The organism is Streptomyces sp. NPDC050619, from assembly GCF_040654815.1.
In the GTDB taxonomy this organism is placed as follows: domain Bacteria; phylum Actinomycetota; class Actinomycetes; order Streptomycetales; family Streptomycetaceae; genus Streptomyces.
The window spans coordinates 97,458-123,471 of the sequence record NZ_JBFAIR010000024.1 but is presented as its reverse complement, the minus strand read 5'-3'; the positions used below and the strand labels follow the sequence as shown (position 1 = coordinate 123,471).

At 70.6% G+C, this 26,014-nt stretch carries 23 protein-coding genes; 18 read left to right on the top strand and 5 right to left on the bottom strand.

Annotated features, from left to right (window positions below; genetic code table 11):
• Positions 1 to 244: 244 nt before the first annotated feature.
• Complete coding sequence (locus AB0I77_RS33615; protein ID WP_363286527.1) at positions 245 to 874, bottom strand: TetR/AcrR family transcriptional regulator; 630 nt, start codon at positions 872 to 874, stop codon at positions 245 to 247.
• A 171-nt stretch (positions 875 to 1,045) separates the two neighbouring features.
• On the opposite strand from AB0I77_RS33615, the gene AB0I77_RS33610 reads away from it, so the two are divergent.
• The 3 genes from AB0I77_RS33610 (at position 1,046) to AB0I77_RS33600 (ending at position 3,335) form a co-directional block, all read left to right on the top strand.
• A complete protein-coding gene (locus AB0I77_RS33610) occupies positions 1,046 to 1,612 on the top strand; it encodes an SAV_6107 family HEPN domain-containing protein (RefSeq protein ID WP_363286526.1) in 567 nt (188 codons plus the stop codon).
• A gap of 226 nt (positions 1,613 to 1,838) precedes the next feature.
• Positions 1,839 to 2,666: a methyltransferase gene (locus tag AB0I77_RS33605; protein ID WP_363286525.1), complete on the top strand. Its 828-nt coding sequence runs from the start codon at positions 1,839 to 1,841 to the stop codon at positions 2,664 to 2,666.
• Positions 2,667 to 2,942: 276 nt separating this feature from the next.
• The gene (locus tag AB0I77_RS33600) at positions 2,943 to 3,335 is read left to right on the top strand and encodes a DUF3040 domain-containing protein (RefSeq protein WP_363286524.1); all 393 of its coding nucleotides are present in this window, start codon (positions 2,943 to 2,945) and stop codon (positions 3,333 to 3,335) included.
• Positions 3,336 to 3,547: 212 nt separating this feature from the next.
• On the opposite strand, the gene AB0I77_RS33595 is transcribed toward AB0I77_RS33600, so the two are convergent.
• From AB0I77_RS33595 to AB0I77_RS33580, 4 genes are all read right to left on the bottom strand, one after another.
• Positions 3,548 to 5,962: a DUF3488 and transglutaminase-like domain-containing protein gene (locus AB0I77_RS33595; protein ID WP_363286523.1), complete on the bottom strand. Its 2,415-nt coding sequence runs from the start codon at positions 5,960 to 5,962 to the stop codon at positions 3,548 to 3,550.
• Positions 5,959 to 7,323, bottom strand: coding sequence for a DUF58 domain-containing protein (locus AB0I77_RS33590; protein WP_363286522.1), 1,365 nt, complete (start codon positions 7,321 to 7,323; stop codon positions 5,959 to 5,961). The genes AB0I77_RS33595 and AB0I77_RS33590 overlap by 4 nt, the downstream gene beginning before the upstream one ends.
• Positions 7,323 to 8,357: a MoxR family ATPase gene (locus AB0I77_RS33585; protein ID WP_363286521.1), complete on the bottom strand. Its 1,035-nt coding sequence runs from the start codon at positions 8,355 to 8,357 to the stop codon at positions 7,323 to 7,325. Before AB0I77_RS33585 ends, AB0I77_RS33590 begins: the two co-directional genes overlap by 1 nt.
• Positions 8,358 to 8,594: 237 nt before the next feature.
• A complete protein-coding gene (locus AB0I77_RS33580) occupies positions 8,595 to 9,143 on the bottom strand; it encodes a carbonic anhydrase (RefSeq protein ID WP_363286520.1) in 549 nt (182 codons plus the stop codon).
• 307 nt (positions 9,144 to 9,450) lie between these two features.
• Between AB0I77_RS33580 and rsmH the strand changes: the two genes are divergently transcribed.
• From rsmH to AB0I77_RS33505, 15 genes are all read left to right on the top strand, one after another.
• A complete protein-coding gene (gene rsmH, locus AB0I77_RS33575; protein ID WP_363286519.1) occupies positions 9,451 to 10,407 on the top strand; it encodes a 16S rRNA (cytosine(1402)-N(4))-methyltransferase RsmH in 957 nt (318 codons plus the stop codon).
• 34 nt (positions 10,408 to 10,441) lie between these two features.
• Positions 10,442 to 10,948 (top strand): hypothetical protein, encoded by a 507-nt coding sequence (locus AB0I77_RS33570; protein ID WP_363286518.1) that lies wholly within the window; start codon positions 10,442 to 10,444, stop codon positions 10,946 to 10,948.
• Positions 10,945 to 12,921, top strand: coding sequence for a penicillin-binding protein 2 (locus AB0I77_RS33565; RefSeq protein WP_363286517.1), 1,977 nt, complete (start codon positions 10,945 to 10,947; stop codon positions 12,919 to 12,921). Before AB0I77_RS33570 ends, AB0I77_RS33565 begins: the two co-directional genes overlap by 4 nt.
• Before the next feature lie 188 nt (positions 12,922 to 13,109).
• Entirely contained in the window at positions 13,110 to 14,630 is a 1,521-nt protein-coding gene (locus AB0I77_RS33560) for a UDP-N-acetylmuramoyl-L-alanyl-D-glutamate--2,6-diaminopimelate ligase (RefSeq protein ID WP_363286581.1), read from the top strand.
• A 4-nt stretch (positions 14,631 to 14,634) separates the two neighbouring features.
• On the top strand, positions 14,635 to 16,029 hold the full coding sequence (gene murF, locus AB0I77_RS33555; RefSeq protein WP_363286516.1) for a UDP-N-acetylmuramoyl-tripeptide--D-alanyl-D-alanine ligase: 1,395 nt from the start codon (positions 14,635 to 14,637) through the stop codon (positions 16,027 to 16,029).
• Entirely contained in the window at positions 16,026 to 17,099 is a 1,074-nt protein-coding gene (gene mraY / locus AB0I77_RS33550; protein WP_363286515.1) for a phospho-N-acetylmuramoyl-pentapeptide-transferase, read from the top strand. Before murF ends, mraY begins: the two co-directional genes overlap by 4 nt.
• Positions 17,081 to 18,505, top strand: a complete 1,425-nt coding sequence (gene murD / locus AB0I77_RS33545) for a UDP-N-acetylmuramoyl-L-alanine--D-glutamate ligase (protein WP_363286514.1) — start codon at positions 17,081 to 17,083, stop codon at positions 18,503 to 18,505. Before mraY ends, murD begins: the two co-directional genes overlap by 19 nt.
• 91 nt (positions 18,506 to 18,596) lie before the next feature.
• A complete protein-coding gene (gene ftsW, locus AB0I77_RS33540; RefSeq protein WP_363286513.1) occupies positions 18,597 to 19,955 on the top strand; it encodes a putative lipid II flippase FtsW in 1,359 nt (452 codons plus the stop codon).
• 6 nt (positions 19,956 to 19,961) lie between these two features.
• Positions 19,962 to 21,059 (top strand): undecaprenyldiphospho-muramoylpentapeptide beta-N-acetylglucosaminyltransferase, encoded by a 1,098-nt coding sequence (murG, locus tag AB0I77_RS33535; RefSeq protein ID WP_363286512.1) that lies wholly within the window; start codon positions 19,962 to 19,964, stop codon positions 21,057 to 21,059.
• Between the two features lie 26 nt (positions 21,060 to 21,085).
• Positions 21,086 to 21,880 (top strand): cell division protein FtsQ, encoded by a 795-nt coding sequence (gene ftsQ / locus AB0I77_RS33530; protein WP_363286511.1) that lies wholly within the window; start codon positions 21,086 to 21,088, stop codon positions 21,878 to 21,880.
• 279 nt (positions 21,881 to 22,159) lie between these two features.
• Positions 22,160 to 23,356: a cell division protein FtsZ gene (gene ftsZ, locus AB0I77_RS33525; protein ID WP_363286510.1), complete on the top strand. Its 1,197-nt coding sequence runs from the start codon at positions 22,160 to 22,162 to the stop codon at positions 23,354 to 23,356.
• Positions 23,353 to 24,093 carry a peptidoglycan editing factor PgeF gene (pgeF, locus tag AB0I77_RS33520; RefSeq protein ID WP_363286509.1) on the top strand — a complete coding sequence of 247 codons (741 nt, stop codon included), beginning with the start codon at positions 23,353 to 23,355 and terminating at the stop codon, positions 24,091 to 24,093. Before ftsZ ends, pgeF begins: the two co-directional genes overlap by 4 nt.
• 7 nt (positions 24,094 to 24,100) lie before the next feature.
• Positions 24,101 to 24,820 (top strand): YggS family pyridoxal phosphate-dependent enzyme, encoded by a 720-nt coding sequence (locus tag AB0I77_RS33515; RefSeq protein ID WP_363286508.1) that lies wholly within the window; start codon positions 24,101 to 24,103, stop codon positions 24,818 to 24,820.
• Positions 24,821 to 24,950: 130 nt separating this feature from the next.
• Positions 24,951 to 25,610 (top strand): cell division protein SepF, encoded by a 660-nt coding sequence (gene sepF, locus AB0I77_RS33510; protein ID WP_363286507.1) that lies wholly within the window; start codon positions 24,951 to 24,953, stop codon positions 25,608 to 25,610.
• 71 nt (positions 25,611 to 25,681) lie between these two features.
• Complete coding sequence (locus AB0I77_RS33505; protein WP_363286506.1) at positions 25,682 to 25,972, top strand: YggT family protein; 291 nt, start codon at positions 25,682 to 25,684, stop codon at positions 25,970 to 25,972.
• Positions 25,973 to 26,014: the final 42 nt, after the last annotated feature.

The window sequence follows — 26,014 nt, the reverse complement described above, 5'->3', positions numbered from 1 at the left end:
GATCCGCTCCTTCCGCCGGCTGGCGCCGGCGGGAGCGAGGCACGGGGGAACCCGGGGGACGACCGAACGGGGGCCCAACGGGGGAACGGGGGAACGGGGGAAACGGGGGAAACGGGGGAGCACGAGGAGGCGCCGGTTCGAGGTGGCCCGCGGGGGACGCGGCCACACCGGACCGGCGCTTTCGGCTGTGCGCGGCGCCCACTCAACGGCGCCCACTCAACGGCGCCCACTCAACGGCGGCCGCTCAGCGGCGCCCGCTCACCCGCCCCTGGAGCAGCCGGGACAGCGCCGCGTGCACGTCGTCCAGGGAGCGCTCCGGCTGGAAGGCCTGCCAGTCCAGGGCGGCCACCAGCACCATGCCGACCAGCGCGGCCGCGGTCAGCGGGACATCGAGGTCGTCACTGAACTCACCGTTGTCGACGCCGTCGCGCAGGACGCCCTCGACGACCGCCACCGCCTGGCGCCGGACCACCATGAGCGTGGACTGCCAGGCCCTGTTGGTGCGCCACAGCTCGGCCACGTACAGCTGCGTGAAGGCCGGGTAGCGCTGGATGAAGACGAGACCCGCGCGGATCATCGCGTCCAGGGCGTCCACCTGGCCGCCGCCGTCCCGGGCGGTCCGCTCGGCCGCCTCCCGGAGGGAGGCGGTGAGGAGTCCCACGCCGTGCCGCAGCAGTTCCTCGAAGAGGACGGACTTGCTCGCGAAGTTGTAGTAGACGGTGCCCTTCGCGACTCCGGCCCGCTCGGCGATCTCGTCCACCGTGGTGGCGGAGAAGCCCTGCTCGGCGATGAGCGTGACGGCCGCCTCGTAGAGCTTCTGCCGGGTGGCCTCGCGGCGGGTGCTGACGCCCGGCGTGGCGCTGCTGCTTTCCATGACCTTGATTCTCACAGGAGCCGCTCGGCGGTGACACCGAGTCCGTCACCCGAACGCTCGATCGAAGTAAAAGACCAGGTCAGAACGGATTGTCAGTGCCATACCTCACGATGGGCACATACGGCACCTCGTGTCCGGGCGTGCCGTCACACAGACGACAGGAGGTTCGTCATGGCCAACCACCACGCAGCAGCCGCCCGTCGGCGCCGCGCCACCGGCCCTGCCCCCTCACTGACCGGCCCGGCGAGCGACGTACACCCCGTGCTCCGCCGGGCCACGGCCCCGCCCGCCGCCCTCGATCTGCTCGCCCAGGCCCGCGCGGGACTGGACGAGGCCGCCGCGCTGGAAACGCCGAACGAGCGCTATGCGACGGCCCACCTCGCCGCCCTGCGCACCGCCGCCGCCGTGCTCGCCGCGCGGGGCCGCCCGGAGACCACACCGCGACGGCGGGCCCGGATCAGGAGCGCCTGGGAAGTGCTCCCCGAGATCGCGCCCGAACTCGCCGAGTGGGGCGCGCTGTTCGCCGCCGGAGCCCGGCGCCGTGCCCGGGCCGAGGCGGGCATCCAGGGCGCGGCCAGCCGCCGGGACGCCGACGACCTGATACGCGACGTGGCGATGTTCCTGCGCCTCGTCGAGCGCATGCTGGTGCTCCAGCCCGTCCTGCCCCAGCCACGCCAGGACGCGGACCGGCCGGAGGGCCCCGACACCGCCGACCGTGGCTTCCCGGACGCGGGCTGACCGGCCGGTACCCGGGGCGTGCCGGCTTTTCCTGGAGGGCGGTCGGCACTCTCGAGTCCACCGTGCGAGACGGACCAGGAGGCGCGGCACCGTAGCGACCAGGTGCGGTGTCGGAGGCAATAGGGTGGGAAGGGCCTGAAGCCTCGCTGTCCCGCGCCCCGGGGCGGGAGGCGCCCCGATCGCTCCGCCGCGCAAGAGGCGGTGCCGCGCCGAGGAGTCAACTGCCGTGTCGGACCCGATGCGCCCGCCCGTCGCCCACCACCGCCCGCAACCGACGTCGCTGCGCTCCGGCCCTTCCCGCTCTCGCGCCTCTCTCCGGACCGCCGTGGTCTGGGAGGTCCTCCAGGACGCCCTGGACCGCCGGGTCAAGGCCACGGGCCGGGAGTCGCTGGACGTCCTCGACACCGGAGGCGGCAGCGGTAACTTCGCGGTCCCCCTGGCCCGCCTCGGTCACCGCGTCACCGTCGTCGACCCCAGCCCGAACGCGCTGTTCGCCCTGGAGCGCCGCGCCGCCGAGGCAGGCGTGGCCGACCGGGTGCAGGGCGTCCAGGGCGACGCCCACGGCCTCTTCGACGTAGTCGAGCGCGGCGGCTACGACGTGGTGCTGTGCCACGGCGTCCTGGAGTACGTGGACGACCCGGCCGAGGGCGTCCGCAACACGGTGGCCGCCCTGCGCGCCGAGGGCGTCCTCAGCCTGCTCGCCGCCGGCCTCGGTGGCGCCGTGCTCGCCCGGGCCATCGCCGGCCACTTCAAGGAGGCCAAGCAGGCCCTCGACGACCCGAACGGCCGCTGGGGCGCCGGCGACCCCGTGCCGCACCGCTTCACCGTCGAGCAGCTCACCGGACTGGTCGAGGGCGCGGGCCTGAGGGTCGGCGCCGTGCACGGCGTGCGGGTCTTCGCCGATCTGGTCCCCGGCGTGCTGGTCGACACCGAGCCCGGGGCCCTGGAGGCGCTGCTGAAGCTGGAGGAGGCGGCGGCCGAGCTCCCCGCGTTCCACTCCGTGGCCACTCAGCTTCATGTGCTCGGTGAGACGCGGGGTGCCGCCGAGGGCTGAGCCTCTCTCCAGGTGTGTCGCTGATCAGCAACTTGCGCGTGCATGGAGTACGCCACAGGCCCCCCGATCCTGCGCCCAGCGCCGTATGATCGAGGGAGACCGCCCGGCATGACGGGTCGGCTGCTGGGGAATGAAATCTTCAGCGAGTCGGGACGCTCATGGCGGAATCCGGTTGGCTAAATGGCGTAGAGGGGCGGGTTTCACGGGGGCGATTCCCTGCCTATCCTGAAGGGACCCCCGGAGTCGCCCCGGCGACTGCACGATGAGGAGGACTCCGTGCCGCTCTCGGAGCACGAGCAGCGAATGCTCGAGCAGATGGAGCGAGCGCTGTACGCCGAAGATCCCAAGTTCGCGACAGCGCTTGAGGGAAGCGGGCTGCGTACGTACACCCGGCGACGGGTCTACCAGGCGGTCGCTGGCTTCCTCGTGGGTATCGCGCTCCTCATGGCCGGTATGGTCGCCAAGCAGGTCTGGCTCAGCGTGGTGGGCTTCCTGGTCATGCTGGGCTGCGCGGTGCTCGCCGTAACCGGCTGGCGCAAAGCCCCCAAGCCGGGCGAACAGCCCGCCGAGGGCGGCCCGCAGGCACGTCGCCAGGGACGGCAGCGGCGCTCCATGATGGACCGGATCGAGCAGCGCTGGCAGCGCCGCCGTGATGAACAGGGCCATTAGCTCGACCGACTGACAGCTCTCGCGTGTGCGTGAGGGGGTGACCACCCAGCTGGGTGGTCACCCCCTCACGCATGCCCCCATGCACGACCCCCTTGGAAAACCCACGGGCGCCTGGGCCCGGGTCGCATCCACGACCCGGGGCCCAGAGGCCCGGAATCAGCCAAAGACAGATCAGCCGAAGACAGCCGAAGGCAGCGTGCTGGGCAGCGCGCTCAGCCCTGCTGGCCCGACGGTTTGCGCAGGGTCGGGCGGGCCGCCGAAGCGCGTGCCTTGAGACCGGTCCACCACTCCGACATCGCCCACGCCACTCGTACGGTGGAGCGCGGGGTGACCACAGCGCGCAGCTTCGTGCCCCGGCCGGCGGTGCTTCGCAGCCCGGCGACGACCTTGCGGACATCCTCCGTGAGCCCCGCCGTCGGGCGCGGTCGCGGCGCGTAGAGGACCTGTTCCACGGCGTCCGCCACACGGTGCACCGCGGCCGCCGCGGCCGGGTCGAGATGCCCGAGCCGCACGATCCGCGCCGCCGCCTTGCGCGGGGTCTGCGACTCGTCCGGCGAGATCCCGAAGTCCCATGCCGTATCGGCCAGCTCCTGCCAGACCGCCAGGGTGTGCACCGCCGCGCCGGCCTCGGTGCGGTCGTGCCCGCCCAGGCGGACGGCTCGGGTCCGCAGCCGCCACAACATCGGCGACAGAGGGATCGCCAGGACGGCGAGCCCGGCGAGAACCCAGCCCAGCAGCTTGAGGTACCACCACGGGCCGGCGATGGACCACCACGGGAAGTTGGTGTCCTTGCCCAGCCCGGCTGCCGGGGAGTCGCTCTCGCACCCCTCCACCTTCTTCTGCTCCGCTGTGCAGCTCTCGCTGGCCGAGGCCGAGGGCGAAGGAGCCGTGCTCGCCGACTGGGACGGCTGCGCCGCGTCCGGAAGGGCGCTGCCGGGCGCGTCCGGGACGGTGTACGACGGCACCGAGCCACGGTTGGGAGTCGGCTCGAAGCGGGTCCAGCCCACGCCCTCGAAGTACAGCTCGGGCCAGGCGTGGGCGTCCTTCAGGCCCACCGACACCGACCCGTCCGCCTGCGGAGAACCGGGCGCGAAGCCCACCGCGACCCGGGCCGGTATGCCCAGGGAGCGTGCCATCGCCGCCATCGCGAAGGAGAAGTGGACGCAGAAGCCCTCCTTGTCCTGGAGGAAGCGGGCGATCGCCTGCGGGCCGCTGCCGACCTGCACGCTGGTGTCGTACTCGAAGCCGCCGGTCACGGCGAAGTAGTCCTGGAGCGCGACCGCCTGCTCGTAGGCGTTCGTCGCACCCGCGGTGATCTTACGGGCCGTCTCGCCCACCACCGCCGGCAGCGAGTCCGGCAGCTCGGTGTACTCGCGTTTCAGCGCCGCGGGCGGCGCCGGCGCGGAGGAGAGCTGCTCGGCCGTCGGCTGTATGTCCAGACTCTTGACCTGGTACGTCGCGCCGCGCGTGGTCTGGCCGGGGTCGCCGACGACTGTCATGCCCACGGGTTCGTAGCGCCACTTGCCCGGGACCCGTACTTCGCTGGGCGGGTACGGCATCGGCAGCCAGTTCTGGGCGTACGTGCCGGCCGCCGAGATGGTGGTCTCGATCTCCGAGCGCTTGACGTCGGAGCTGAGGCCGATGGGGGCCGGGAACTCGTCGTCCGGCACGTCGGTGACGTCTCGCCGGGAGGGCCCCCAGGTGGTGCCGTCGAAGTCGTCCAGCGACACGATCCGCAGGTACAGGTTGGAGAGGTCGTTGGTATTGGTCCGCAAGGACAGGACCTGGCTGTCCTCGTCCACGTTCAGGTTGTTGCGCAGGGACACCAGGGGGTTCACCGCGTTTATCATGCCGCCGCGCCCGGAGCCCGAGCCCACGCCTGTCCGGGCGCCGTCCAGGAGACCGCCGTTCATCGCGGGCAGGGCGAGCGGGACCACGAGGGCGACACCCAGCGCGACCACGCCGATGCGCCGGCCGGTGCGGACCGGCGCCACCGCCCCGCCGGACTCGGCGCCCGGAGTGCGCGATGCCCCGCCGAAGACCCGGCCCCACTGCGAGAGCCGCTCCCGCCCCTCGGCCAGGAGCAGCAGCAGATAGCCGGCCGCCGCGACCAGGAACCACAGCCAGTCGGCGCCGCCGTCGGACAGCCCCGCGGCGACGGAGTACAGGGCGAGCAGGGGGAGACCGGCCGGGGCCGCGCTGCGGAAGGTCACCGCGAGCAGGTCCACCGCGAGGCCGATCACCAGGACACCGCCGACCAGCATCAGCCGGATGCCGTCGGACTCCAGCGGGGCCGGGATCGCGTACCGCGCGATGTCGTCGGAGCCCTGTTGCAGCAGGTCGGCGAAGTGGAGGAAGGCCTCAGGGCCGGGGATCAGCCCGAGGAAGGCCTGCTCGCGCGCGAAGGTCAGGGTCAGCAGCAGCAGCGTGACCAGGGCCTGCGCCGCCACCGTCAACGGCCGGGCCAGCGGTACCCGCCGGGTCGCCGCGCCCACGCCCGTCTGCACCGCCAGCAGGAACGCGGCCTGAAGGATCCAGGTGGCCGGCTCGACCAGCGGCAGCAGGGCGCACGAGGCCATCAGGGTGGCTGCCCAGGCGCACAGCGCCAGTCGTGCCCTCCCGCTCATGACGACCCCTCCCCGATGCCGGCCGCACCGATGCCCGTGCGCTCCCGGTCCGCCTGGCCCCACAGCTCGTTCAGCGAGGCGCCCCGCGGTACGCTCAGCGCCGTCCAGCCCGCCTCGCGCAGCATCCGCAGCCGCTCCCCGCTCCTGTCCAACGGGCCGGGCACATCGCTCGGTTCCCGTACCCAGGTGTCGCTGTCCAGCAGGAAGGCGACCGCCCCTCCGCTGCGCTGCCGCATCCTGGCGACCACCGCGGCCTGTTCCTCGTCGAGGTCGCCGAAGAAGGCCACCAGCAGCCCTTCGTTGCCGCCGCGCAGCACGTCGTAGGCCCGGGACAGGCCCGTGCCGTCCGAGTGGTCGATCACCGCGAGGGTGTCCATCATCAGCCCGGCCGCGTCCGCCGACTCCTGGTTCGCGCCCGCGAACCCGTCGGCGCCCTCGCCGGGCACCGAGTTGCCGGTGTCCGTCAACAGCCGTACGGAAAAGCCCCGCTCAAGCATGTGGACCAGGACGGACGCGGCGCCCGAGACGGCCCACTCGAAGGCGGAGTCGGGGCCCGCGCCCTGGAAGGCGAGGCCCCGGGTGTCGAGCAGTACCGTGCAGCGGGAGCGCTGCGGCTGCTCCTCGCGGCGCACCATCAGCTCGCCGTAGCGCGCCGTCAGCCGCCAGTGCACCCGGCGCAGGTCGTCGCCGTAGCGGTACCCGCGTGGGATGACGTCGTCCTCGCCGGCCAGGGCGAGCGCGCGCTGCCGGCCCTCGCCGTACCCCTTCGCCTCGCCGCTCAGCCGCACCGGCGACAGCGGCTCCACGCGCGGGATGACGGTCAGGGTGTCGTACGTCGAGAAGGACCGGGTCAGCTCGCACATGCCGAAGGGGTCGGTCAGGCGCAGTTGGAGCGGGCCGAGTGGATAGCGGCCGCGCAGGTCGGAGCGGACGCGGTAGGACACCTCGCGGCGGCCGCCCGGCTCCACCCGGTCGAGGACGAAGCGCGGGCGCGGGCCCAGCACGTACGGCACCTGGTCCTGGAGCATGAGCAGGCCCGTGGGCAGCCGCGAGACGTTGTCCATCCGCAGATGGACGCGGGCCTCGCTGCCGGCGGGCACGCGCGCGGGGGAGAGCCGGCGGCTGCCGGCGACCCGGTAGCGCGTGCGGAAGAGGACGGTGGCGCAGATCAGGGGCAGCGCGGCCAGCAGCAGTCCGACCCGCAGCAGGTCGCTCTGCCCGAGGACGTACGCGCAGATGGCCGCGGCGATCCCGGCCGCGAAGAAGGATCGGCCGCGGGTGCTCAGGCCGGCCAGCGCGGTGCGCATACCGCCCTTGTCGCCCTGGTCGGCCTCCGCGTGGCCGGTCCCGCCGGTGGTCATCACAGCCTCCGCGGCGGTTGCTGGCCGTACGTCGGCCCGCCGTGGCCCAGGCCGAGGGCGCCCTGCTGGGGCGAAGCGGGCAGCGGGGTGCGCTGGAGGATCTCCTGCACGACCTGCTCCGCCGTACGGCGGTTCAGCTGGGCCTGGGCGGTCGGCAGCAGGCGGTGGGCCAGGACCGCGACGGCGAGCGCTTGCACGTCGTCCGGCAGCGCGTACTCCCGGCCGCTCAGGGCCGCGGACGCCTTGGCCGCGCGCAGCAGATGCAGCGTCGCGCGCGGGGAGGCGCCCAGCCTGAGGTCAGGGTGGTTGCGGGTGGCGGCGACCAGGTCCACCGCGTACCGCCGGACCGAGTCGGCGACATGGACGCCGCGGACGGCGTCGATCAGCTTCACGATCTCGTGCGCGTGCGCCACCGGCTGGAGGTCGTCCAGGGGGTTCACCCCGCCGTGGATGTCGAGCATCTCGAGCTCGGCCTCCGCGCTGGGGTAGCCGATGGACACGCGGGCCATGAAGCGGTCGCGCTGGGCCTCCGGCAGCGGGTAGGTGCCCTCCATCTCGACCGGGTTCTGCGTCGCCACCACCATGAAGGGGCTGGGCAGCTCGTAGGTCGTGCCGTCGATCGTGACCTGGCGCTCCTCCATGGACTCCAGGAGCGCGGACTGCGTCTTCGGCGAGGCACGGTTGATCTCGTCGCCGATCACGATCTGCGCGAAGATCGCGCCCGGCTTGAACTCGAAGTCCCGGCGCTGCTGATCCCAGATGGACACACCCGTGATGTCCGAGGGCAGCAGGTCGGGCGTGAACTGGATACGTCGCACGGAGCAGTCGATGGACCGCGCCAGTGCCTTGGCCAGCATGGTCTTGCCGACACCGGGGACATCCTCGATCAGAAGGTGTCCCTCGGCGAGCAGTACGGTCAGCGAAAGCCGTACGACCTCGGGCTTGCCCTCGATCACTCCTTCCACCGAACTGCGGACACGCTCCACAGTGGCGGTCAGATCAGTGAGGCTCGCTCGATCGTCATAGGTCGTCACCCGGCCCTCCTCGGCCCGTTCTTTCCGGGCCGATGCGCGCGATGCGTAACCGGCCCACCCCGAAACACGGACACCACACGTGAAAGCTTCCGTGTGACGCCACACCCCGCATTCTTGCTGCCGTTACCGATTCGTGTCACTCGCCTGTGGACAACTGCCCGCGATTTGTCGGGTTTACGGTCTTTCGGGTGCCCCAGGGCCGGAAATCAACAGCGAACCGACAGCTGCGGCGGATGGTTACGCGGGGTCGATCTCGCGCAGCAGGCCCGTCTTCACGTCGAAGACGAAGCCGCGTACGTCGTCGGTGTGCGGCAGGAACGGCGAGGTACGCACGCGCTGCATCGACTGCCGTACGTCCTGGTCGACGTCCCGGAAGGCCTCCACGGCCCAGGCGGGACGCTGGCCCACCTCGTCCTCCAGCTCGTGCCGGAAATCCTCGGTGAGGTTCTCCAGGCCACAGCCGGTGTGGTGGATGAGGACGACACTGCGGGTGCCCAGCGCCCGCTGGCTGATGGTGAGGGAGCGGATGACGTCGTCGGTGACGACGCCGCCCGCGTTGCGGACGGTGTGACAGTCGCCGAGCTCCAGGCCGAGCGCGGCGTGCAGGTCGAGGCGGGCGTCCATGCAGGCCACTACGGCGACGCGCAGGACGGGACGGGCGTCCATCCCGGGGTCGGCGAACGCGGCGGCGTACTGCTCGTTGGCCTCGACGAGGCGGTCGGTGACCGTGCCGACGCTGGTTATGGCGCCTTCGGGTCCTGCGGGAACCGATGCGGAAGTCGTCATACCTATGACGGTACTGGTCACGCCCGCTCCAGGCCCGCTGTGAGAGAGGACAAAGAACGTCATTGAGTCTTGTTGTGAGCTACCCCACAAGGGTGGCGCGAGCGCGGCGGCGACGCGCAGGCCGGTTGATTGACCGCGAGACAGCGTGGACTAAAGTGACGCGAAGCGGGAGGCGAGGCTTCCCTGCTGGACTGATTCACCCTGGAGACCTCGTCGATTTTCCGGAGATCTCCTCACGTGCGCGGCGCGTACGTACGGCTCGGCCTCCATCGCGTACGAGCCGCCGCGCCGGACCTGAGAGGGCCACTTGAGCCAGAGTCGACACGTCCCGGTGATGCTCCAGCGGTGCCTGGACCTGTTGGCCCCCGCCCTGGAGCGGCCGGGAGCGGTGGTCGTCGACTGCACGCTCGGGCTCGGCGGCCACAGCGAGGCCCTGCTCGCGCGCTTCCCCGAGGCCCGGCTCGTCGCCCTGGACCGCGACAAGGAGGCGCTGCGCCTGTCCGGCGAGCGGCTCGCGCCCTACGCGGAGCGCGCCACCCTCGTCCACGCGGTGTACGACGAGCTGCCCGAGGTACTGGACCGGCTCGGCATCGCGCGCGTGCAGGGCGTCCTCTTCGACCTGGGCGTCTCCTCCATGCAGCTCGACGAGGCCGACCGCGGCTTCGCCTACGCGCAGGACGCCCCGCTCGACATGCGCATGGACCAGACGACCGGCATGAGCGCCGCCGAGGTCCTCAACACCTACCCGCCCGGCGAGCTCGTCCGGATCCTGAGGGCGTACGGCGAGGAGAAGCAGGCCAAGCGGATCGTGTCCGCGATCGTGCGCGAACGGGAGAAGGAGCCGTTCTCCAACAGCGCGCGGCTCGTCGAGCTGATCCGGGACAGCCTGCCGCAGGCCGCCAAGCGCACCGGCGGCAACCCGGCCAAGCGCACCTTCCAGGCCCTGCGCATCGAGGTCAACGGCGAACTCTCCGTCCTGGAGCAGGCGATCCCGGCCGCTGTGAAGGCGCTCGACGTGGGCGGACGGATCGCCGTCCTGTCGTACCACTCGCTGGAGGACCGGTTGGTCAAGCAGGTGTTCGCGGCCGGCGCCGCGACCACCGCGCCGCCCGGGCTGCCGGTCGTCCCCGAGCGCTACCAGCCCCGGCTCAAGCTGCTCACGCGCGGTGCCGAACTTCCCACCGAGGAAGAGGTCGCCGAGAACCGGCGGGCGGCACCGGCGCGACTGCGCGGGGCCCAGCGCATCAGGGAGGACGTCCAGTGAGCGAGTTGGGGAAAGCGGACTCACCGGAGGACGTGTGAGCAGGAAACCTGAACTGAGGGGCAGGGCCGCCCGTCTCGCGCGTCTCATCCCGGCCGCGGCCGGCCCCGGACAGGCCGCCCGCACTCCCTTCGTGCTCCTCGTCGTCCTTCTCCTCGGCGGCGGCCTCATCGGGCTGCTGGTGCTGAACTCGGCACTCAGCGAAGGCGCGTTCAAACTCGACGACCTACAGCGGGAGACGAAGAGCCTCACCGACGAGGAACAGGCTCTCCAGCGGGACATCGACGCCTACTCCGCCCCCGAAGCCCTCCAGCTCCGCGCCCGTGAGCTCGGCATGGTGCCCGGCGGCGACCCCGCCTTCCTCAACCCCGACGGCACCGTCAAGGGTGTGCCGAGCCCCGCCGCCCCGACCCAGCAGACCTCGGCGAGGACCCCGCTCGTGCTCGCCCCCGAGGCGCTCGCCAACCTGCCCGCCCCGGCCCCGACGGCCGCCTCGCCGACACCCCCGTCCGTGACGACCACGACCCCGACTCCCGGCAGGTGACGGAAGTGTCCGACAGGGAACCGCCGCGCCGCCGCGTGCCCCGCCCCGCACAACCCGAGCGGCCCGCCCGCCCGGTCGGCCGGCGGCGCCCGGGCCCCGGCGCCCGCACGGCCCGCCGTCCGGCCCCACCCCGCCCCGCGGCCCCCCGCGTCATCCGGCTGGGCAGCCCCCGCCCCCGGCTGCGCCTGGTCGGCGTCGCGCTGACCCTGGTGCTGATCGCCTTCGTCGTACGGCTGCTCCAGGTGCAGGCCGTCGACGCGAGCACGTACGCCGCCAAGGCCGAGCAGAACCGCTACGTCGGCTACACCCTCCCCGCCGAGCGCGGCGGCATCACCGACCGCGCCGGCGTGGCCCTCGCGACCAGCGTGGACGCGTACACCATCACGGCCGACCCCACGCTGTTCACCCGCGAGCAGCTGAAGATCGGCGACGGGCCCGAACAGGCCGCCGCCCTGCTCGCCCCGATCCTCGGCCAGGACCAGGAAACGGTCGTCAAGAAGCTCAGGCCCGCGGACAAGAACCTCCGCTACGTCGTGCTCGCCAATCGCCAGACCCCGCAGGTCTGGAAGCAGATCAAGGACCTGAAGACCGCGCTGGCCACCAAGGCCGGGACCGACAAGAGCACGGTCAACGTCCTCGCGGGCGTCCTCTCCGTCCCCACCACCAAGCGCGTGTACCCGAACGGCGACCTCGCCGCCGGGATACTGGGCTGGGTCAACGCCGAGGGCAAGGGCGGCGGCGGTGTCGAGCAGCAGCTCAACGGCCTGCTGGCCGGCAAGGACGGCAAGATCCGTTACGCCCAGTCCGGGGGCCGTCAGGTGCCGACGGTGGGCTCCACCGAGACGCCCGCCGTGTCCGGCAGCGACGTCGAGCTCACCATCGACCGCGACATCCAGTGGGCCGCGCAGAACGCGATCACCGATCAGGTCGAGAAGTCCAAGGCGGACCGCGGCTATGTGGTCGTGCAGGACACGCGGACCGGCGAGATTCTCGCCATGGCCAACTCGCCCGGCTTCGACCCGAACGACCTGTCCACCGCCAGCTCGGTGAACATGGGCAACGCCGCCCTCCAGGACGCCTACGAGCCCGGCTCCACCGCGAAGATCATGTCGATGGCCGCCGTACTGGAGGAGAAGGCCGCCACCCCGCTGACGCACGTGATCGTGCCCAACCGGCTACAGCGCGGCGACCGGCTCTTCAAGGACGACATCAACCACCCGACCTGGTACCTCACGCTCAACGGCGTGCTCGCCAAGTCCAGCAACATCGGCACCATCCTGGCCACCGGCCAGCTCGGCAGGACGCAGCCGCAGGCCAACCAGGTCCTCTACTCGTACCTGCGCAAGTTCGGCCTCGGCAGCTACACCGGGCTCGGCTTCCCCGGTGAGACGAAGGGCATCCTCGCCCCGCCCGACAAGTGGTCGACCTCGCAGCAGTACACGATTCCTTTCGGCCAGGGCGTCTCCCTCAACGCGGTGCAGGCGGCCTCCGTCTACTCGACGATCGCCAACGGCGGCGTACGCGTCGAACCCACGCTCGTGCGCGGCACGCAGGGTCCGGACGGAGCCTTCACCCCCTCCGCGAAGCCCAAGGAGACCAGGGTCGTCAGCGCGAAGACGGCGAAGACGCTCGCCCAGATGCTGGAGTCCGTCGTGGACGACGAGGAGGGCACCGGCACCAAGGCGCGCATCCCCGGCTACCGCGTAGCGGGCAAGACGGGTACGGCCAACCGTGTGGATCCGGCCACCGGCAAGTACAAGGGCTACACCTCGTCGTTCGCCGGATTCGCGCCCGCCGACAAGCCGCGCATCACCGTCTACTGCGCGATCCAGAACGCCACCGAGGGCAGCTACTTCGGCGGCCAGATCTGCGGTCCCGTCTACAAGCAGGTGATGGAGTTCGCCCTGAAGTCCCTCCAGGTACCGCCGACCGGCGCCAAGGCCGCGCGGCTTCCGGTCGCCTTCACACCCTGACCAGCAGGGAATCCTCCGCCCTGATCAGCACGGAACCACCCAGGAACCAGCTCGTGACAACGATCACCCCCGATTCCGGCAACCAGGGCTCGCCCGCCCCCTCGCTTCGCTCCCAGGCGGGTGCGCCCGGTACGCTCACCGCCGTGCCAACCGCCGATCAGTCCCAAACCACCCAGAAGGGCGCACCCGTGACATATCCGGGACCGCCCCGGCCGGTCCGGGTCTCCGCCACACCCCTCGCGGAACTCGCCGATCAGCTGGGTATCACCGCTCCAAAAAGCGCCGCCGAGGTCACGGGCATCACCCATGACTCGCGCGCCGTACGCCCCGGCGACCTGTACGCCGCCCTGCCCGGGGCCCGCCTGCACGGCGCCGACTTCGTCACGCAGGCCGCCGGCCTGGGCGCGGTCGCCGTGCTGACCGACCCGACGGGCGCCGAGCGGGCCGCCGCCACCGGGCTCCCGGTGCTGGTCGTCGACGCCCCGCGCGCGGAGATGGGCGAACTGGCGGCCACGATCTACGGCCACCCGGGCCCCGATCTGCTCCAGATCGGCATCACCGGCACCTCCGGCAAGACCACCACCGCCTACCTCGTCGAGGGCGGCCTGCGGACGGCCAGGTCCACCGGACTGATCGGCACCGTCGAGATGCGCATCGGCGACGAGCGCATCAAGTCCGAGCGCACCACCCCCGAAGCCACCGATCTCCAGGCCCTGTTCGCCGTCATGCGCGAGCGCGGCGTCGAGGCGGTCGCCATGGAGGTCTCCAGCCACGCCCTGGTCCTCGGCCGGGTCGACGGCTGTGTCTTCGACATCGGCGTCTTCACCAACCTCAGCCCGGAACACATGGAGTTCCACTCCGACATGGAGGACTACTTCCAGGCCAAGGCACAGCTGTTCACGCCGAAACGCAGCCGTCTCGGCGTCGTCAACTTCGACGACGAGTACGGGCGCAGGCTGGCCAAGGAGGCCACCGTCCCCGTCGTCACCTTCTCCGCCGAGGGGCACCCGGACGCCGACTGGCGCGCCGAGGACGTCCAAGTCGGGCCCATGGACTCGACGTTCACCGTGATCGGCCCCAAGGAGGAACGAATCACGGCCAGGTCGCCGCTGGCCGGGCCCTTCAACGTGGCGAACACCCTCGCCGCGATCGTCGCCCTCGCCGCCGCCGGCCTCGATGCGCAGGCCGCGGCCGACGGCATCGCCGCCGTACCGGGTGTGCCGGGCCGTCTGGAGCGCGTGGACGCCGGACAGCCCTACCTCGCGGTCGTCGACTACGCCCACAAGACGGACGCGGTCGAGTCGGTCCTGCGCGCCCTGCGCAAGGTCACCGAGGGCCGGCTGCACATCGTGCTCGGCTGTGGCGGCGACCGCGACCAGACCAAGCGGATGCCGATGGGCGCCGCCGCCGCCCGGCTCGCCGACACGGCCGTACTGACCGCCGACAACCCCCGCTCCGAGGACCCGCTCGCGATCCTCGCAACCATGCTTCAGGGTGCGGCGTCCGTACCAGCACACGAACGCGGCGAGGTCCAGGTCTTCGAGGACCGGGCTGCCGCGATCGCCGCCGCCGTGGCCCGCGCGCGGCCCGGGGACACCGTGCTGGTCGCGGGCAAGGGACACGAGCAGGGCCAGGACATCGCCGGTGTGGTCCGTCCCTTCGACGACCGCCAGGTGCTTCGCGAAGCTATCCAGAAGACCCAGGGATGAACTTGTGATCGCCCTCTCTCTCGCCGAGATCGCAGCAGTCGTCGGCGGGCAGACCTACGACATACCGGATCCGTCCGTCCAGGTCACCGGACCGGTCGTCCGGGACTCCCGCGAGGTGGAGCCCGGCACCCTGTTCGCCGCCTTCGTCGGCGAACACGTGGACGGCCACGACTTCGCGCGGGCGGTGATCGAAGGGGGCGCCGTCGCCGTACTGGCGTCGCGCCCCGTCGGCGTGCCCGCGATCGTCGTGGAGGACGTCCAGACGGCCCTCGGCGCCCTCGCCCGCCATGTCGTACGACGGCTCGGCGCCACCCTCGTCGCCCTCACCGGCTCCGCGGGCAAGACCAGCACCAAGGACCTGATCGCCCAGGTGCTGAGGCACAAGGCGCCGACGGTGTTCACGCCCGGCTCGTTCAACAACGAGATCGGGCTGCCGCTGACCGCGCTCAGCGCCACCGAGGAGACGAAGTTCCTCGTGCTGGAGATGGGCGCCCGCGGCATCGGCCACATCCGCTACCTCACCGACCTGACGCCCCCGAAGCTCGGCCTGGTGCTCAACGTCGGCACCGCCCACATCGGCGAGTTCGGCGGCCGCGAGCAGATCGCGCAGGCCAAGGGCGAACTCGTGGAAGCCCTTCCGGAAGACGGTACGGCGGTCCTCAACTGCGACGATCCCCTCGTACGGGCCATGGCGTCCCGAACGAAGGCGAAGGTGATCCTTTTCGGAGAGTCCGGCGAAGCGGACGTACGCGCCGAGAACGTGCGACTCACGGACAGCGGACAGCCCTCCTTCAGGCTTCACACACCCTCCGGTGCAAGTGAAGTGACCATGCGCCTGTACGGTGAGCACCACGTGTCGAACGCGCTCGCCGCGGCCGCCGTCGCCCACGAACTGGGCATGTCCGCGGAAGAGATCGCCACCGCGCTCTCCGAGGCGGGCTCCCTCTCCCGCTGGCGGATGGAGGTCACCGAGCGCCCGGACGGCGTGACGGTCGTCAACGACGCCTACAACGCGAACCCCGAGTCCATGCGAGCGGCTTTGCGCGCGCTCGCGGCCATGGGTAGGGGGCGGCGGACCTGGGCGGTGCTCGGCAAGATGGCCGAGCTCGGGGACGAGGCGCTCGCCGAGCACGACGCGGTCGGACGGCTCGCCGTCCGGCTCAATGTCGGCAAGCTCGTCGCGGTCGGGGGCAGGGAAGCGTCCTGGCTGCAACTGGGCGCATATAACGAGGGTTCGTGGGGTGAGGAGTCGGTGCACGTGTCCGACGCACAGGCGGCGATCGACCTGTTGCGCAGCGAGTTGCGCCCGGGGGACGTCGTACTCGTGAAGGCGTCCCGGTCCGTGGGGCTCGAGAGCCTGGCGCAGGCGCTGCTCGAGGACGGGGCTGATGCCCGATGATGAAGCAGGTCCTGTTCTCGGGCGTCATCGGTCTCTTCCTGACGCTGATCGGCACCCCGCTGCTGATCAAGCTCCTGGCACGCAAGGGCTACGGCCAGTACATCCGTGACGACGGCCCGCGCACGCACGGCAGCAAGCGCGGTACGCCGACGATGGGCGGTATCGCCTTCATCCTGGCGACGGTCGCCGCCTACTTCCTGTCCAAGGTGATCACCGGCCAGGCCCCGACATACTCGGGCGTGCTGGTGCTCGGCCTGATGGTCGGCATGGGCCTGGTCGGCTTCCTGGACGACTACATCAAGATCGTCAAGCGGCGTTCGCTGGGCCTCAGGGCCAAGGCGAAGCTGGCCGGCCAGCTGCTCGTGGGCATCAGCTTCGCGGTGCTCGCGCTCCAGTTCTCGGACGCCCGCGGCAACACCCCGGCCTCCACGAAGCTGTCGTTCATCACGGACTTCGGCTGGTCGATCGGCCCGGTGCTGTTCGTCGTCTGGGCGCTGTTCATGATCCTCGCGCTGTCGAACGGCGTGAACCTCACGGACGGTCTGGACGGCCTCGCGACCGGTGCCTCCGTCCTCGTCTTCGGCGCCTACACCTTCATCGGCGTCTGGCAGTTCCAGGAGTCCTGCGCCAACGCGCAGACCCTGACCAACCCGAACGCCTGCTATGAGGTACGCGATCCGCTCGACCTGGCGGTCATCGCCTCGGCGCTGATGGGTGCCTGCCTCGGCTTCCTGTGGTGGAACACCTCACCGGCCAAGATCTTCATGGGCGACACCGGCTCGCTCGCCCTCGGCGGTGTCCTCACGGGCCTGGCCATCCTCTCCCGCACGGAGCTGCTGGTCGCCATCATGGGCGGCCTGTTCGTCCTCATCACCATGTCGGTCGTCATCCAGGTCGGCTCCTTCCGCATGACCGGCAAGCGCGTCTTCCGGATGGCGCCCCTCCAGCACCACTTCGAACTCAAGGGCTGGTCAGAAGTCCTGGTGGTGGTCCGCTTCTGGATCATCCAGGGCATCTGTGTGATGGTCGGCCTGGGCCTCTTCTACGCGGGATGGGCGGCGGAGAAGTGACCGACTGGCAGGGCAAGCGCGTCACGGTCGCCGGGCTCGGCGTCTCCGGTATCCCGGCGGCCAAGGTGCTGCACGGCCTCGGCGCCCACGTCACGGTCGTCAACGACGGCGACGACGAGCGCTCCCGTGCGCAGGCCGCCGAGTTGGAGGCCCTGGGCATCACTGTCCGGCTCGGCGACGGCGCTACCCTGCCCGACGGCACCGACCTGATCGTCACCGCACCCGGCTGGAAGCCCGACAAGCCGCTGTTCACGGCGGCACGCGAAGCGGGCGTGCCGGTCTGGGGCGACGTCGAACTGGCCTGGCGGCTGCGCGGACCCGACGCCGCGCCCTGGCTCGCCGTCACCGGCACCAACGGCAAGACCACCACCGTCCAGATGCTCGCCTCCATCCTCAAGGCGGCGGGCCTGCGCACGGCGGCCGTCGGCAACATCGGCGTCTCGCTGCTGGACGCGGTGCTGGGCGAGGAGCGGTACGACGTGCTGGCCGTGGAGTTGTCGAGCTATCAGCTCCACTGGGCGCCCTCCCTGCGGGCGCACTCGGCGGTCGTGCTGAACCTCGCCCCCGATCACCTCGACTGGCACGGCTCCATGGAGGCGTACGTCGCCGACAAGGGCCGTATCTACGAAGGCAATCGCGTCGCCTGCGTCTACAACGTCGCCGACAAGGCCACCGAGGACCTGGTGCGCGAGGCCGAGGTCGAGGAGGGCTGCCGGGCCGTCGGCTTCACGCTGGGCACGCCCGCGCCCTCCCAACTCGGCGTCGTGGACGGCATCCTGGTCGACCGCGCCTTCGTGGCGGACCGGCACAAGAACGCCCAGGAGCTGGCGGAGGTCTCCGACGTCAATCCGCCCGCCCCGCACAACATCGCCAACGCCCTTGCGGCGGCGGCCCTCGCGCGCGCCTTCGGGGTGCCCCCCACCGCCGTACGCGACGGCCTGCGGGCCTTCACCCCGGACGCCCACCGCATCGCGCACGTCGCGGACGTGGACCAGGTCGCCTACATCGACGACTCCAAGGCCACCAACACCCACGCGGCCGAGGCCTCGTTGGCGGCGTACGAGTCGATCGTGTGGATCGCGGGCGGTCTGGCGAAGGGCGCGACCTTCGACGAACTGGTCGCCAAGTCGGCAAAGCGACTTCGTGGTGCCGTCCTGATCGGCGCGGACCGCGCGCTCATCCGTGAAGCCCTCGCGCGACACGCCCCGGAAGTACCCGTCGTCGACCTCGACCGGACCGACACTGGGGCGATGCTCCAGGCAGTCCGGGAGGCGCGACGGCTCGCGGTCGAGGGCGACACTGTACTGCTGGCCCCGGCCTGTGCCTCCATGGACATGTTCGCCAACTACAACCAGCGCGGTGACGCGTTCGCTCAGGCCGTTCGCGAGCTCGGCGCGGGCACCTGACGGTGGGTCTCGGCCACGGCGGGTGTATCGGGACCCTTGGAGGGACGCGTGACTCGGATGTGGCCCTGGCTCGATCGGGCGGGAGAAGCCGATGCCCGGTAGCCGGACCGGTCGGCCGCCCGCGCAGCGGGGCGCCGTCCGACGCCCCGCAGCTCCTCGCACACCGCGCGAGAACCCCTTCCTGCGCCTGTACACGCGCGCCCGCCGAGCCTGGGACCGGCCGCTGACGGCGTACTACCTGATCCTCGGCGGCAGTCTGCTGATCACCGTGCTCGGACTGGTGATGGTCTACTCGGCCTCCCAGATCACGGCGTTGCAGATGTCGCTGCCGGGCTCGTACTTCTTTCGCAAGCAGCTCCTGGCCGCCGTCATCGGCGGGGTGCTGATGCTGGCCGCCGCGCGGATGCCGGTGAAGCTGCACCGGGCGCTCGCCTACCCGATCCTGGCGGGCGCCGTCTTCCTGATGGCCCTGGTGCAGATCCCGGGGATAGGGATGTCGGTCAACGGCAACCAGAACTGGATCTCCCTCGGCGGCTCCTTCCAGATCCAGCCCAGTGAGTTCGGCAAGCTCGCGCTGGTGCTGTGGGGCGCCGATCTGCTCGCCCGCAAGCAGGACAAGAAGCTGCTGGCCCAGTGGAAGCACATGCTGGTGCCGCTCGTGCCGGCCGCCTTCATGCTGCTCGGGCTGATCATGCTCGGCGGCGACATGGGTACGGCGATCATCCTCACCGCGATCCTGTTCGGCCTGCTGTGGCTGGCGGGCGCGCCGACGCGGCTGTTCGTGGGGGTGCTGTCGATCGCCGCCACGCTCGGCATGATCCTCATCAAGACCAGCCCCAACCGCATGGCCCGCCTCGAGTGCATCGGCGCCACCGAGCCGAAGGCCGGAGTGGCCGACTGCTGGCAGGCCGTGCACGGGATCTACGCCCTCGCCTCCGGCGGACTCTTCGGTTCCGGGCTCGGTGCGAGTGTGGAAAAATGGGGCCAACTCCCGGAGGCGCACACGGACTTCATCTTCGCCGTCACCGGTGAGGAACTGGGCCTGGCGGGGACGCTGTCGGTGCTCGCCCTCTTCGCGGCTCTAGGCTATGCGGGTATCCGCGTGGCCGGACGCACGGAGGACCCCTTCGTGAGGTATGCCGCGGGAGGTGTGACCACCTGGATCACCGCTCAGGCGGTGATCAACATCGGTGCGGTGCTCGGTCTGCTGCCGATCGCCGGCGTCCCCCTCCCGCTGTTCTCCTACGGGGGCTCCGCCCTGCTGCCGACCATGTTCGCCATCGGGTTGCTGATCGCCTTCGCGCGTGAGGACCCCGCTGCGCGGATGGCACTTTCGATGCGGCAACCCCGCTTTGGTAGAAAGCGGGCGGGAGGCCCTGTGCGGGGGCCTCGCAGATGGAACACGATGCGACGGCGTGCCTCGGCGGCGCGTACGTCCGGAGAGCGGTGAATTTCGGTGCATGTCGTACTCGCCGGTGGGGGGACCGCCGGCCACATCGAGCCCGCGCTCGCCCTCGCGGACGCCCTGCGCAGGCAGGACCCGACCGTGGGAATCACGGCCCTGGGCACGGAGCGCGGCCTGGAGACCCGGCTCGTACCGGAGCGGGGCTATGAGCTCGCGCTGATCCCCGCGGTACCGCTGCCCCGCAGGCCCACCCCCGAGCTGATCACCGTCCCGGGCCGGCTGCGCGGCACGATCAAGGCCGCCGAGCAGATCATGGAGCGCACCAAGGCGGACGCGGTCGTCGGCTTCGGCGGCTACGTGGCCCTGCCCGGTTACCTCGCCGCCAAGCGCCTGGGCGTGCCGATCATCATCCACGAGGCCAACGCCCGGCCCGGCCTCGCCAACAAGATCGGTTCGCGGTACGCCGCCCAGGTCGCCGTCTCGACCCCGGACAGCAAGCTGCGCGGGGCCCGCTACATCGGCATCCCGCTGCGCCGTACCATCGCCACCCTCGACCGGGCCGCCATGCGTCCCCAGGCCCGCGCCGCCTTCGGACTCGACCCGAACCTGCCGACGCTGCTGGTCTCCGGCGGTTCGCAGGGCGCGCGCCGGCTCAACGAGGTGGTGCAGCAGGTGGCGCCGTACCTCCAGCAGGCCGGGATCCAGATCCTGCACGCGGTCGGCCCGAAGAACGAACTGCCGCAGGTGCAGCAGATGCCGGGAATGCCCCCGTACATCCCGGTACCGTACGTGGACCGGATGGACCTCGCGTACGCCGCGGCCGACATGATGCTCTGCCGCGCGGGCGCGATGACCGTCGCCGAACTCTCCGCCGTCGGGCTCCCGGCCGCCTACGTCCCGCTGCCCATCGGCAACGGCGAACAGCGGCTCAACGCCCAGCCGGTGGTCAAGGCCGGCGGGGGACTGCTGGTCGACGACGCGGAACTGTCCCCGCAGTGGGTGCAGCAGAACGTCCTGCCCGTGCTCGCCGACCCGCACCGGTTGTACGAGATGTCCCGCGCCGCCGCCGAGTTCGGCCGCCGGGACGCCGACGACCTGCTCGTCGGCATGGTGTACGAGGCGATCGCCGCCAGCCGTGCACGTCGCTGAGCGTAAGTGAGAGAAGGGCAGGTAGCGTGGCCGGATCGACGACCGCCGAGCGTGGTGAACGTCAGCAGGAGTCGTCCGGCCCGCCGCCCGTCCGCAGGCTCAAGCCACCCGAGCTTCGTACGATCATCATCTTCGCGGTGGCGCTGGTGCTCCTCGGCGCAGGCTCCGTCTGGCTGTTGTACGGCTCGAACTGGCTGCGCGTGGAGCGTGTCGCCGTCTCCGGTACCCGGGTTCTGACGCCCGCGCAGGTGCGCGAGGCCGCCGACGTGCCGGTGGGATCGCCGTTGATTTCCGTCGACACCGATGCGATCGAGGCACGACTGCGCCGGAAATTGCCCCGAATTGACGCGGTTGACGCGGTCCGTTCCTGGCCTCATGGAATCGGGCTGAAAGTGACCGAACGCACGCCGGTTCTGCTCGTCCAAAAGGGCCGAAACTTTGTCGAAGTGGACGATGAAGGTGTCCGATTCGCCACGGTTTCGCAAGCCCCGAAAGGCGTTCCCGCGCTGGAATTGACGCTCTCCCAGCCGGACTCGCGCGCCGCGAGCCTGCGCCGCTTCGGCGAGGACCGACTGGTGCGCGAGGCGGTCCGGGTGGCCGGTGCCGTTCCGGCCGCCGTCGCCCGTGACACCCGTGCCGTCAAGGTGCGTTCGTACGACGACATCTCACTGGAGTTGATCGACGGCCGGACCGTCGCATGGGGAAGCGGCGAGCAGGGCGCCGCGAAGTCCCGTACTCTCACGGCTCTCATGAAAGCCGCCCCTGGTGCCCGGCACTTCGACGTCAGCGTTCCCACCGCGCCCGCGTCATCAGGGAGTTGACGCACATCCGCGCAGGCCAGCACCCTGGTTGGGCAGCGCTACGGCTGATCACATAGGGTGAAAAGAAAAACGGGAGGTTCGGCGTGTTCGTTGAACGTGCGCCACTTGTCGACTTAGTGTCCTGTTCAGAAGACTCCAGGGAACAGACACACTGGTAACCCTAAACTTCAACGTTAGGGTTCGGGTCGGCGTTCGGACCGTCCCATTCGGCATCTGTCGTCGGACCGCGGTACATCCGCGAGGCGGCGGCAACGTAATTCGAGGCGAGAGGCCTTCGACGTGGCAGCACCGCAGAACTACCTCGCAGTCATCAAGGTCATCGGTGTCGGCGGCGGTGGTGTCAATGCCATCAACCGGATGATCGAAGTCGGTCTCAAGGGCGTCGAGTTCATCGCCATCAACACCGACGCACAGGCCCTGTTGATGAGCGACGCCGACGTCAAGCTCGACGTCGGCCGCGAACTCACCCGCGGACTCGGCGCCGGAGCCAACCCGGCTGTCGGCCGCAAGGCCGCCGAGGACCACCGCGAGGAGATCGAGGAGGTCCTCAAGGGGGCCGACATGGTCTTCGTCACGGCCGGTGAAGGCGGCGGCACCGGCACCGGCGGCGCGCCCGTCGTGGCCAACATCGCACGCACGCTCGGCGCCCTCACCATCGGCGTGGTCACGCGCCCGTTCACCTTCGAGGGACGGCGCCGCGCGAACCAGGCCGAGGACGGCATCGCCGAGCTCCGCGAAGAGGTCGACACCCTCATCGTCATCCCGAACGACCGGCTGCTGTCCATTTCGGACCGCCAGGTCTCGGTCCTCGACGCCTTCAAGTCGGCGGACCAGGTCCTGCTCTCCGGTGTTCAGGGCATCACCGACCTCATCACCACGCCCGGCCTGATCAACCTCGACTTCGCCGACGTCAAGTCGGTCATGTCCGAGGCCGGTTCGGCCCTCATGGGCATCGGCTCGGCCCGCGGCGACGACCGCGCGGTGGCCGCGGCCGAGATGGCGATCTCCTCCCCGCTGCTCGAGGCGTCCATCGACGGCGCCCGGGGCGTGCTGCTCTCCATCTCCGGCGGCTCCGACCTCGGCCTGTTCGAGATCAACGAGGCCGCCCAGCTGGTGAGCGAGGCCGCGCACCCCGAGGCCAACATCATCTTCGGCGCGGTCATCGACGACGCCCTCGGCGACGAGGTCCGGGTCACCGTGATCGCGGCCGGCTTCGACGGCGGCCAGCCGCCCTCCAAGCGGGACAACGTCCTCGGCTCGTCCTCCGCCTCGGCCCGACGCGAGGAGCCCACTCCGGTACGGCAGAACGAGAGCCGCCCGAGCTTCGGCTCGCTCGGCAGCGTCACGCCGAAGGAGGAGCCGGAGCCGGCCGCCGAGCCGGTGGCCGACCTTCCGGTCTCCCCGCCGGTCCCGCCGTCGCGGTCCTACACGGACAGCTCGGCCGAGGAACTGGACGTGCCGGACTTCCTGAAGTGATAGGACAGCGCTCCGCAACGAGCACCGCGAACGGCGCGCACTTCGCCTTCACCGACAGGTGGGGCGGGGTGAGCGCCGTTCCGTACGAGGAGCTCAACCTCGGCGGAGCGGTCGGCGACGACCCCGACGCCGTACGGACCAATCGCGAGCTGGCCGCCAAGTCCCTCGGCCTCGATCCCGCCCAGGTGGTCTGGATGAACCAGGTGCACGGGGCGGACGTGGCCGTGGTGGATGGACCGTGGGACTCCGCCTCCGGGATCCCGCCGGTCGACGCGGTCGTCACCGCCCGGCGCGGACTCGCCCTCGCCGTCCTCACCGCCGACTGCACGCCCGTCCTGCTCGCCGATCCCGTCGCCGGGATCGCCGCCGCGGCGCACGCCGGCCGGCCCGGCATGGTCGCCGGGGTCGTCCCCGCCGCCGTACGGGCCATGGTGGAACTCGGCGCCGAGCCGTCCCGGATCGTCGCGCGCACCGGGCCCGCCGTCTGCGGCCGGTGCTATGAAGTGCCTCAGGAGATGCGCGCCGACGTGGCCGCCGTGGAGCCGGCGGCGCACGCCGAGACGAGCTGGGGCACGCCCGCGGTCGATGTGACCGCCGGAGTGCACGCCCAGCTCGAGCGGCTCGGGGTGCGCGACCGGGCGCAGTCGCCGGTGTGCACGCTGGAGTCGGGGGATCACTTCTCGTACCGCCGCGACCGCACCACGGGTCGGCTCGCGGGCTATGTCTGGCTGGACTGAGTGGGGCATGACGGACCGTAAAGGCGAACTCGCCGCAAATCTGGTGAAAGTGGAGGAACGCATCGCCGCAGCGTGCGTGGCCGCCGGGCGCAAGCGTGAAGAAGTGACCCTGATCGTGGTCACCAAGACCTATCCGGCGAGCGATGTGCGGATCCTGTCCGAACTCGGGGTGCGGCATGTCGCCGAGAACCGCGATCAGGACGCGGCGCCGAAAGCTGCCGAATGTACTGATCTGCCCCTTGCTTGGCACTTCGTTGGTCAATTGCAGACCAATAAAGTGCGATCTGTGGTCGGTTACGCGGATGTCGTACAGTCCGTCGATCGTTCCAAGCTCGTCACAGCTCTGTCCAAGGAGGCCGTGCGGGTCGGGCGCGAAGTGGGATGTCTCATCCAGGTAGCGCTGGACGCGGGTGAGGGCGGAAGGGGAGAGCGAGGTGGCGTAGGGCCCGGCGGAATCGAGGAGTTGGCGGACCTCGTCGCCGACGCTCCGGGGCTGCGGCTCGACGGGCTGATGACCGTCGCCCCGCTCACCGGGGAGTACGCGGGGCACCAACAGGCGGCGTTCGAGCGGCTGATGGATTTGTCGACGGACCTGCGCAGAGCCCATCCGGCTGCGAACATGGTCTCGGCAGGGATGAGTGCGGACCTCGAGCAAGCCGTGGCGGCCGGAGCGACACATGTGCGCGTCGGCACTGCGGTACTCGGCGTCCGCCCCAGGCTCGGGTAACGTCGCCAAGAAGTCGGACCACAGCAGAAAATATGGTCATTACCGCCACTTGGCGGGCATAACGACCTCGTGGATCGCGGGCACTTGGCAATAGTCAGCCGATCCACCACAGAGCGGAGGACTCAGAGCAATGGCCGGCGCGATGCGCAAGATGGCGGTCTACCTCGGCCTCGTGGAGGACGATGGGTACGACGGCCGCGGTTTCGACCCCGACGACGACTTCGAACCCGAACTGGACCCGGAGCCCGAGCGGGACCGTCGACGGCACGAGCCGTCCCATCAGTCGCATGGCTCGCACCAGTCGCATCAGGCACATCAGTCTGAAAGAGACGAACCGGTACGAGTGGTGCAGCCCCCTGTGTCACGCGATCCCATGCCCCGATCCGCTTCGCTCGCCGCGGAATCCGGGCGCCCGGCGCGCATCGCGCCCGTGGCATCCATCACACAAGAACGCGCAAGCCTGGAGAAGAACGCACCGGTGATCATGCCCAAGGTCGTGTCCGAACGAGAGCCGTACCGGATCACCACACTTCACCCCCGGACCTACAACGAGGCCCGTACTATCGGGGAACACTTCCGTGAGGGCACCCCGGTGATCATGAATTTGACTGAGATGGATGACACAGACGCCAAGCGACTTGTCGACTTTGCGGCCGGTTTGGTGTTTGGTCTTCACGGCAGCATCGAGCGGGTGACGCAGAAGGTGTTCCTGTTGTCGCCTGCTAACGTCGATGTCACGGCGGAGGACAAGGCCCGCATCGCAGAGGGCGGGTTCTTCAACCAGAGCTGAGACGCACTACCGGAATCGGCAGTACCAGCAGTACATCGCAGTACGGGACAGGGGAGAGGGAAGCGCGGGTCATGAGCGTGGTCTTGCAGGTCATCTACATCGCGCTGATGTGCTTCCTCATCGTGCTGATCTTCCGGTTGGTCATGGACTACGTCTTCCAGTTCGCCCGCTCGTGGCAACCCGGCAAGGCGATGGTGGTCGTTCTGGAGGCCACCTACACTGTGACCGATCCACCGCTCAAGCTTCTGCGGCGGGTCATTCCGCCGTTGCGTCTCGGGGGCGTGGCGCTCGACCTGTCCTTCTTCGTCCTGATGATCATCGTCTACATCCTGATCACCGTCGTGGGGAACCTCGCGGGGTGACTGTGGACGATACGGTCTTGCCGACTGCCGATGACTACGTTG

Coding starts and splice junctions, on each gene's coding strand:
- AB0I77_RS33615 (WP_363286527.1), bottom strand. CDS start 874: ATGGAAAGCAGCAGCGCCACGCCGGGCGTCAGCACCCGCCGCGAGGCC.
- AB0I77_RS33610 (WP_363286526.1), top strand. CDS start 1,046: ATGGCCAACCACCACGCAGCAGCCGCCCGTCGGCGCCGCGCCACCGGC.
- AB0I77_RS33595 (WP_363286523.1), bottom strand. CDS start 5,962: ATGAGCGGGAGGGCACGACTGGCGCTGTGCGCCTGGGCAGCCACCCTG.
- AB0I77_RS33590 (WP_363286522.1), bottom strand. CDS start 7,323: ATGACCACCGGCGGGACCGGCCACGCGGAGGCCGACCAGGGCGACAAG.
- AB0I77_RS33580 (WP_363286520.1), bottom strand. CDS start 9,143: ATGACGACTTCCGCATCGGTTCCCGCAGGACCCGAAGGCGCCATAACC.
- mraY (WP_363286515.1), top strand. CDS start 16,026: ATGATGAAGCAGGTCCTGTTCTCGGGCGTCATCGGTCTCTTCCTGACG.
- murD (WP_363286514.1), top strand. CDS start 17,081: ATGGGCGGCGGAGAAGTGACCGACTGGCAGGGCAAGCGCGTCACGGTC.
- ftsW (WP_363286513.1), top strand. CDS start 18,597: ATGCCCGGTAGCCGGACCGGTCGGCCGCCCGCGCAGCGGGGCGCCGTC.
- AB0I77_RS33515 (WP_363286508.1), top strand. CDS start 24,101: ATGACGGACCGTAAAGGCGAACTCGCCGCAAATCTGGTGAAAGTGGAG.
- sepF (WP_363286507.1), top strand. CDS start 24,951: ATGGCCGGCGCGATGCGCAAGATGGCGGTCTACCTCGGCCTCGTGGAG.
- AB0I77_RS33505 (WP_363286506.1), top strand. CDS start 25,682: ATGAGCGTGGTCTTGCAGGTCATCTACATCGCGCTGATGTGCTTCCTC.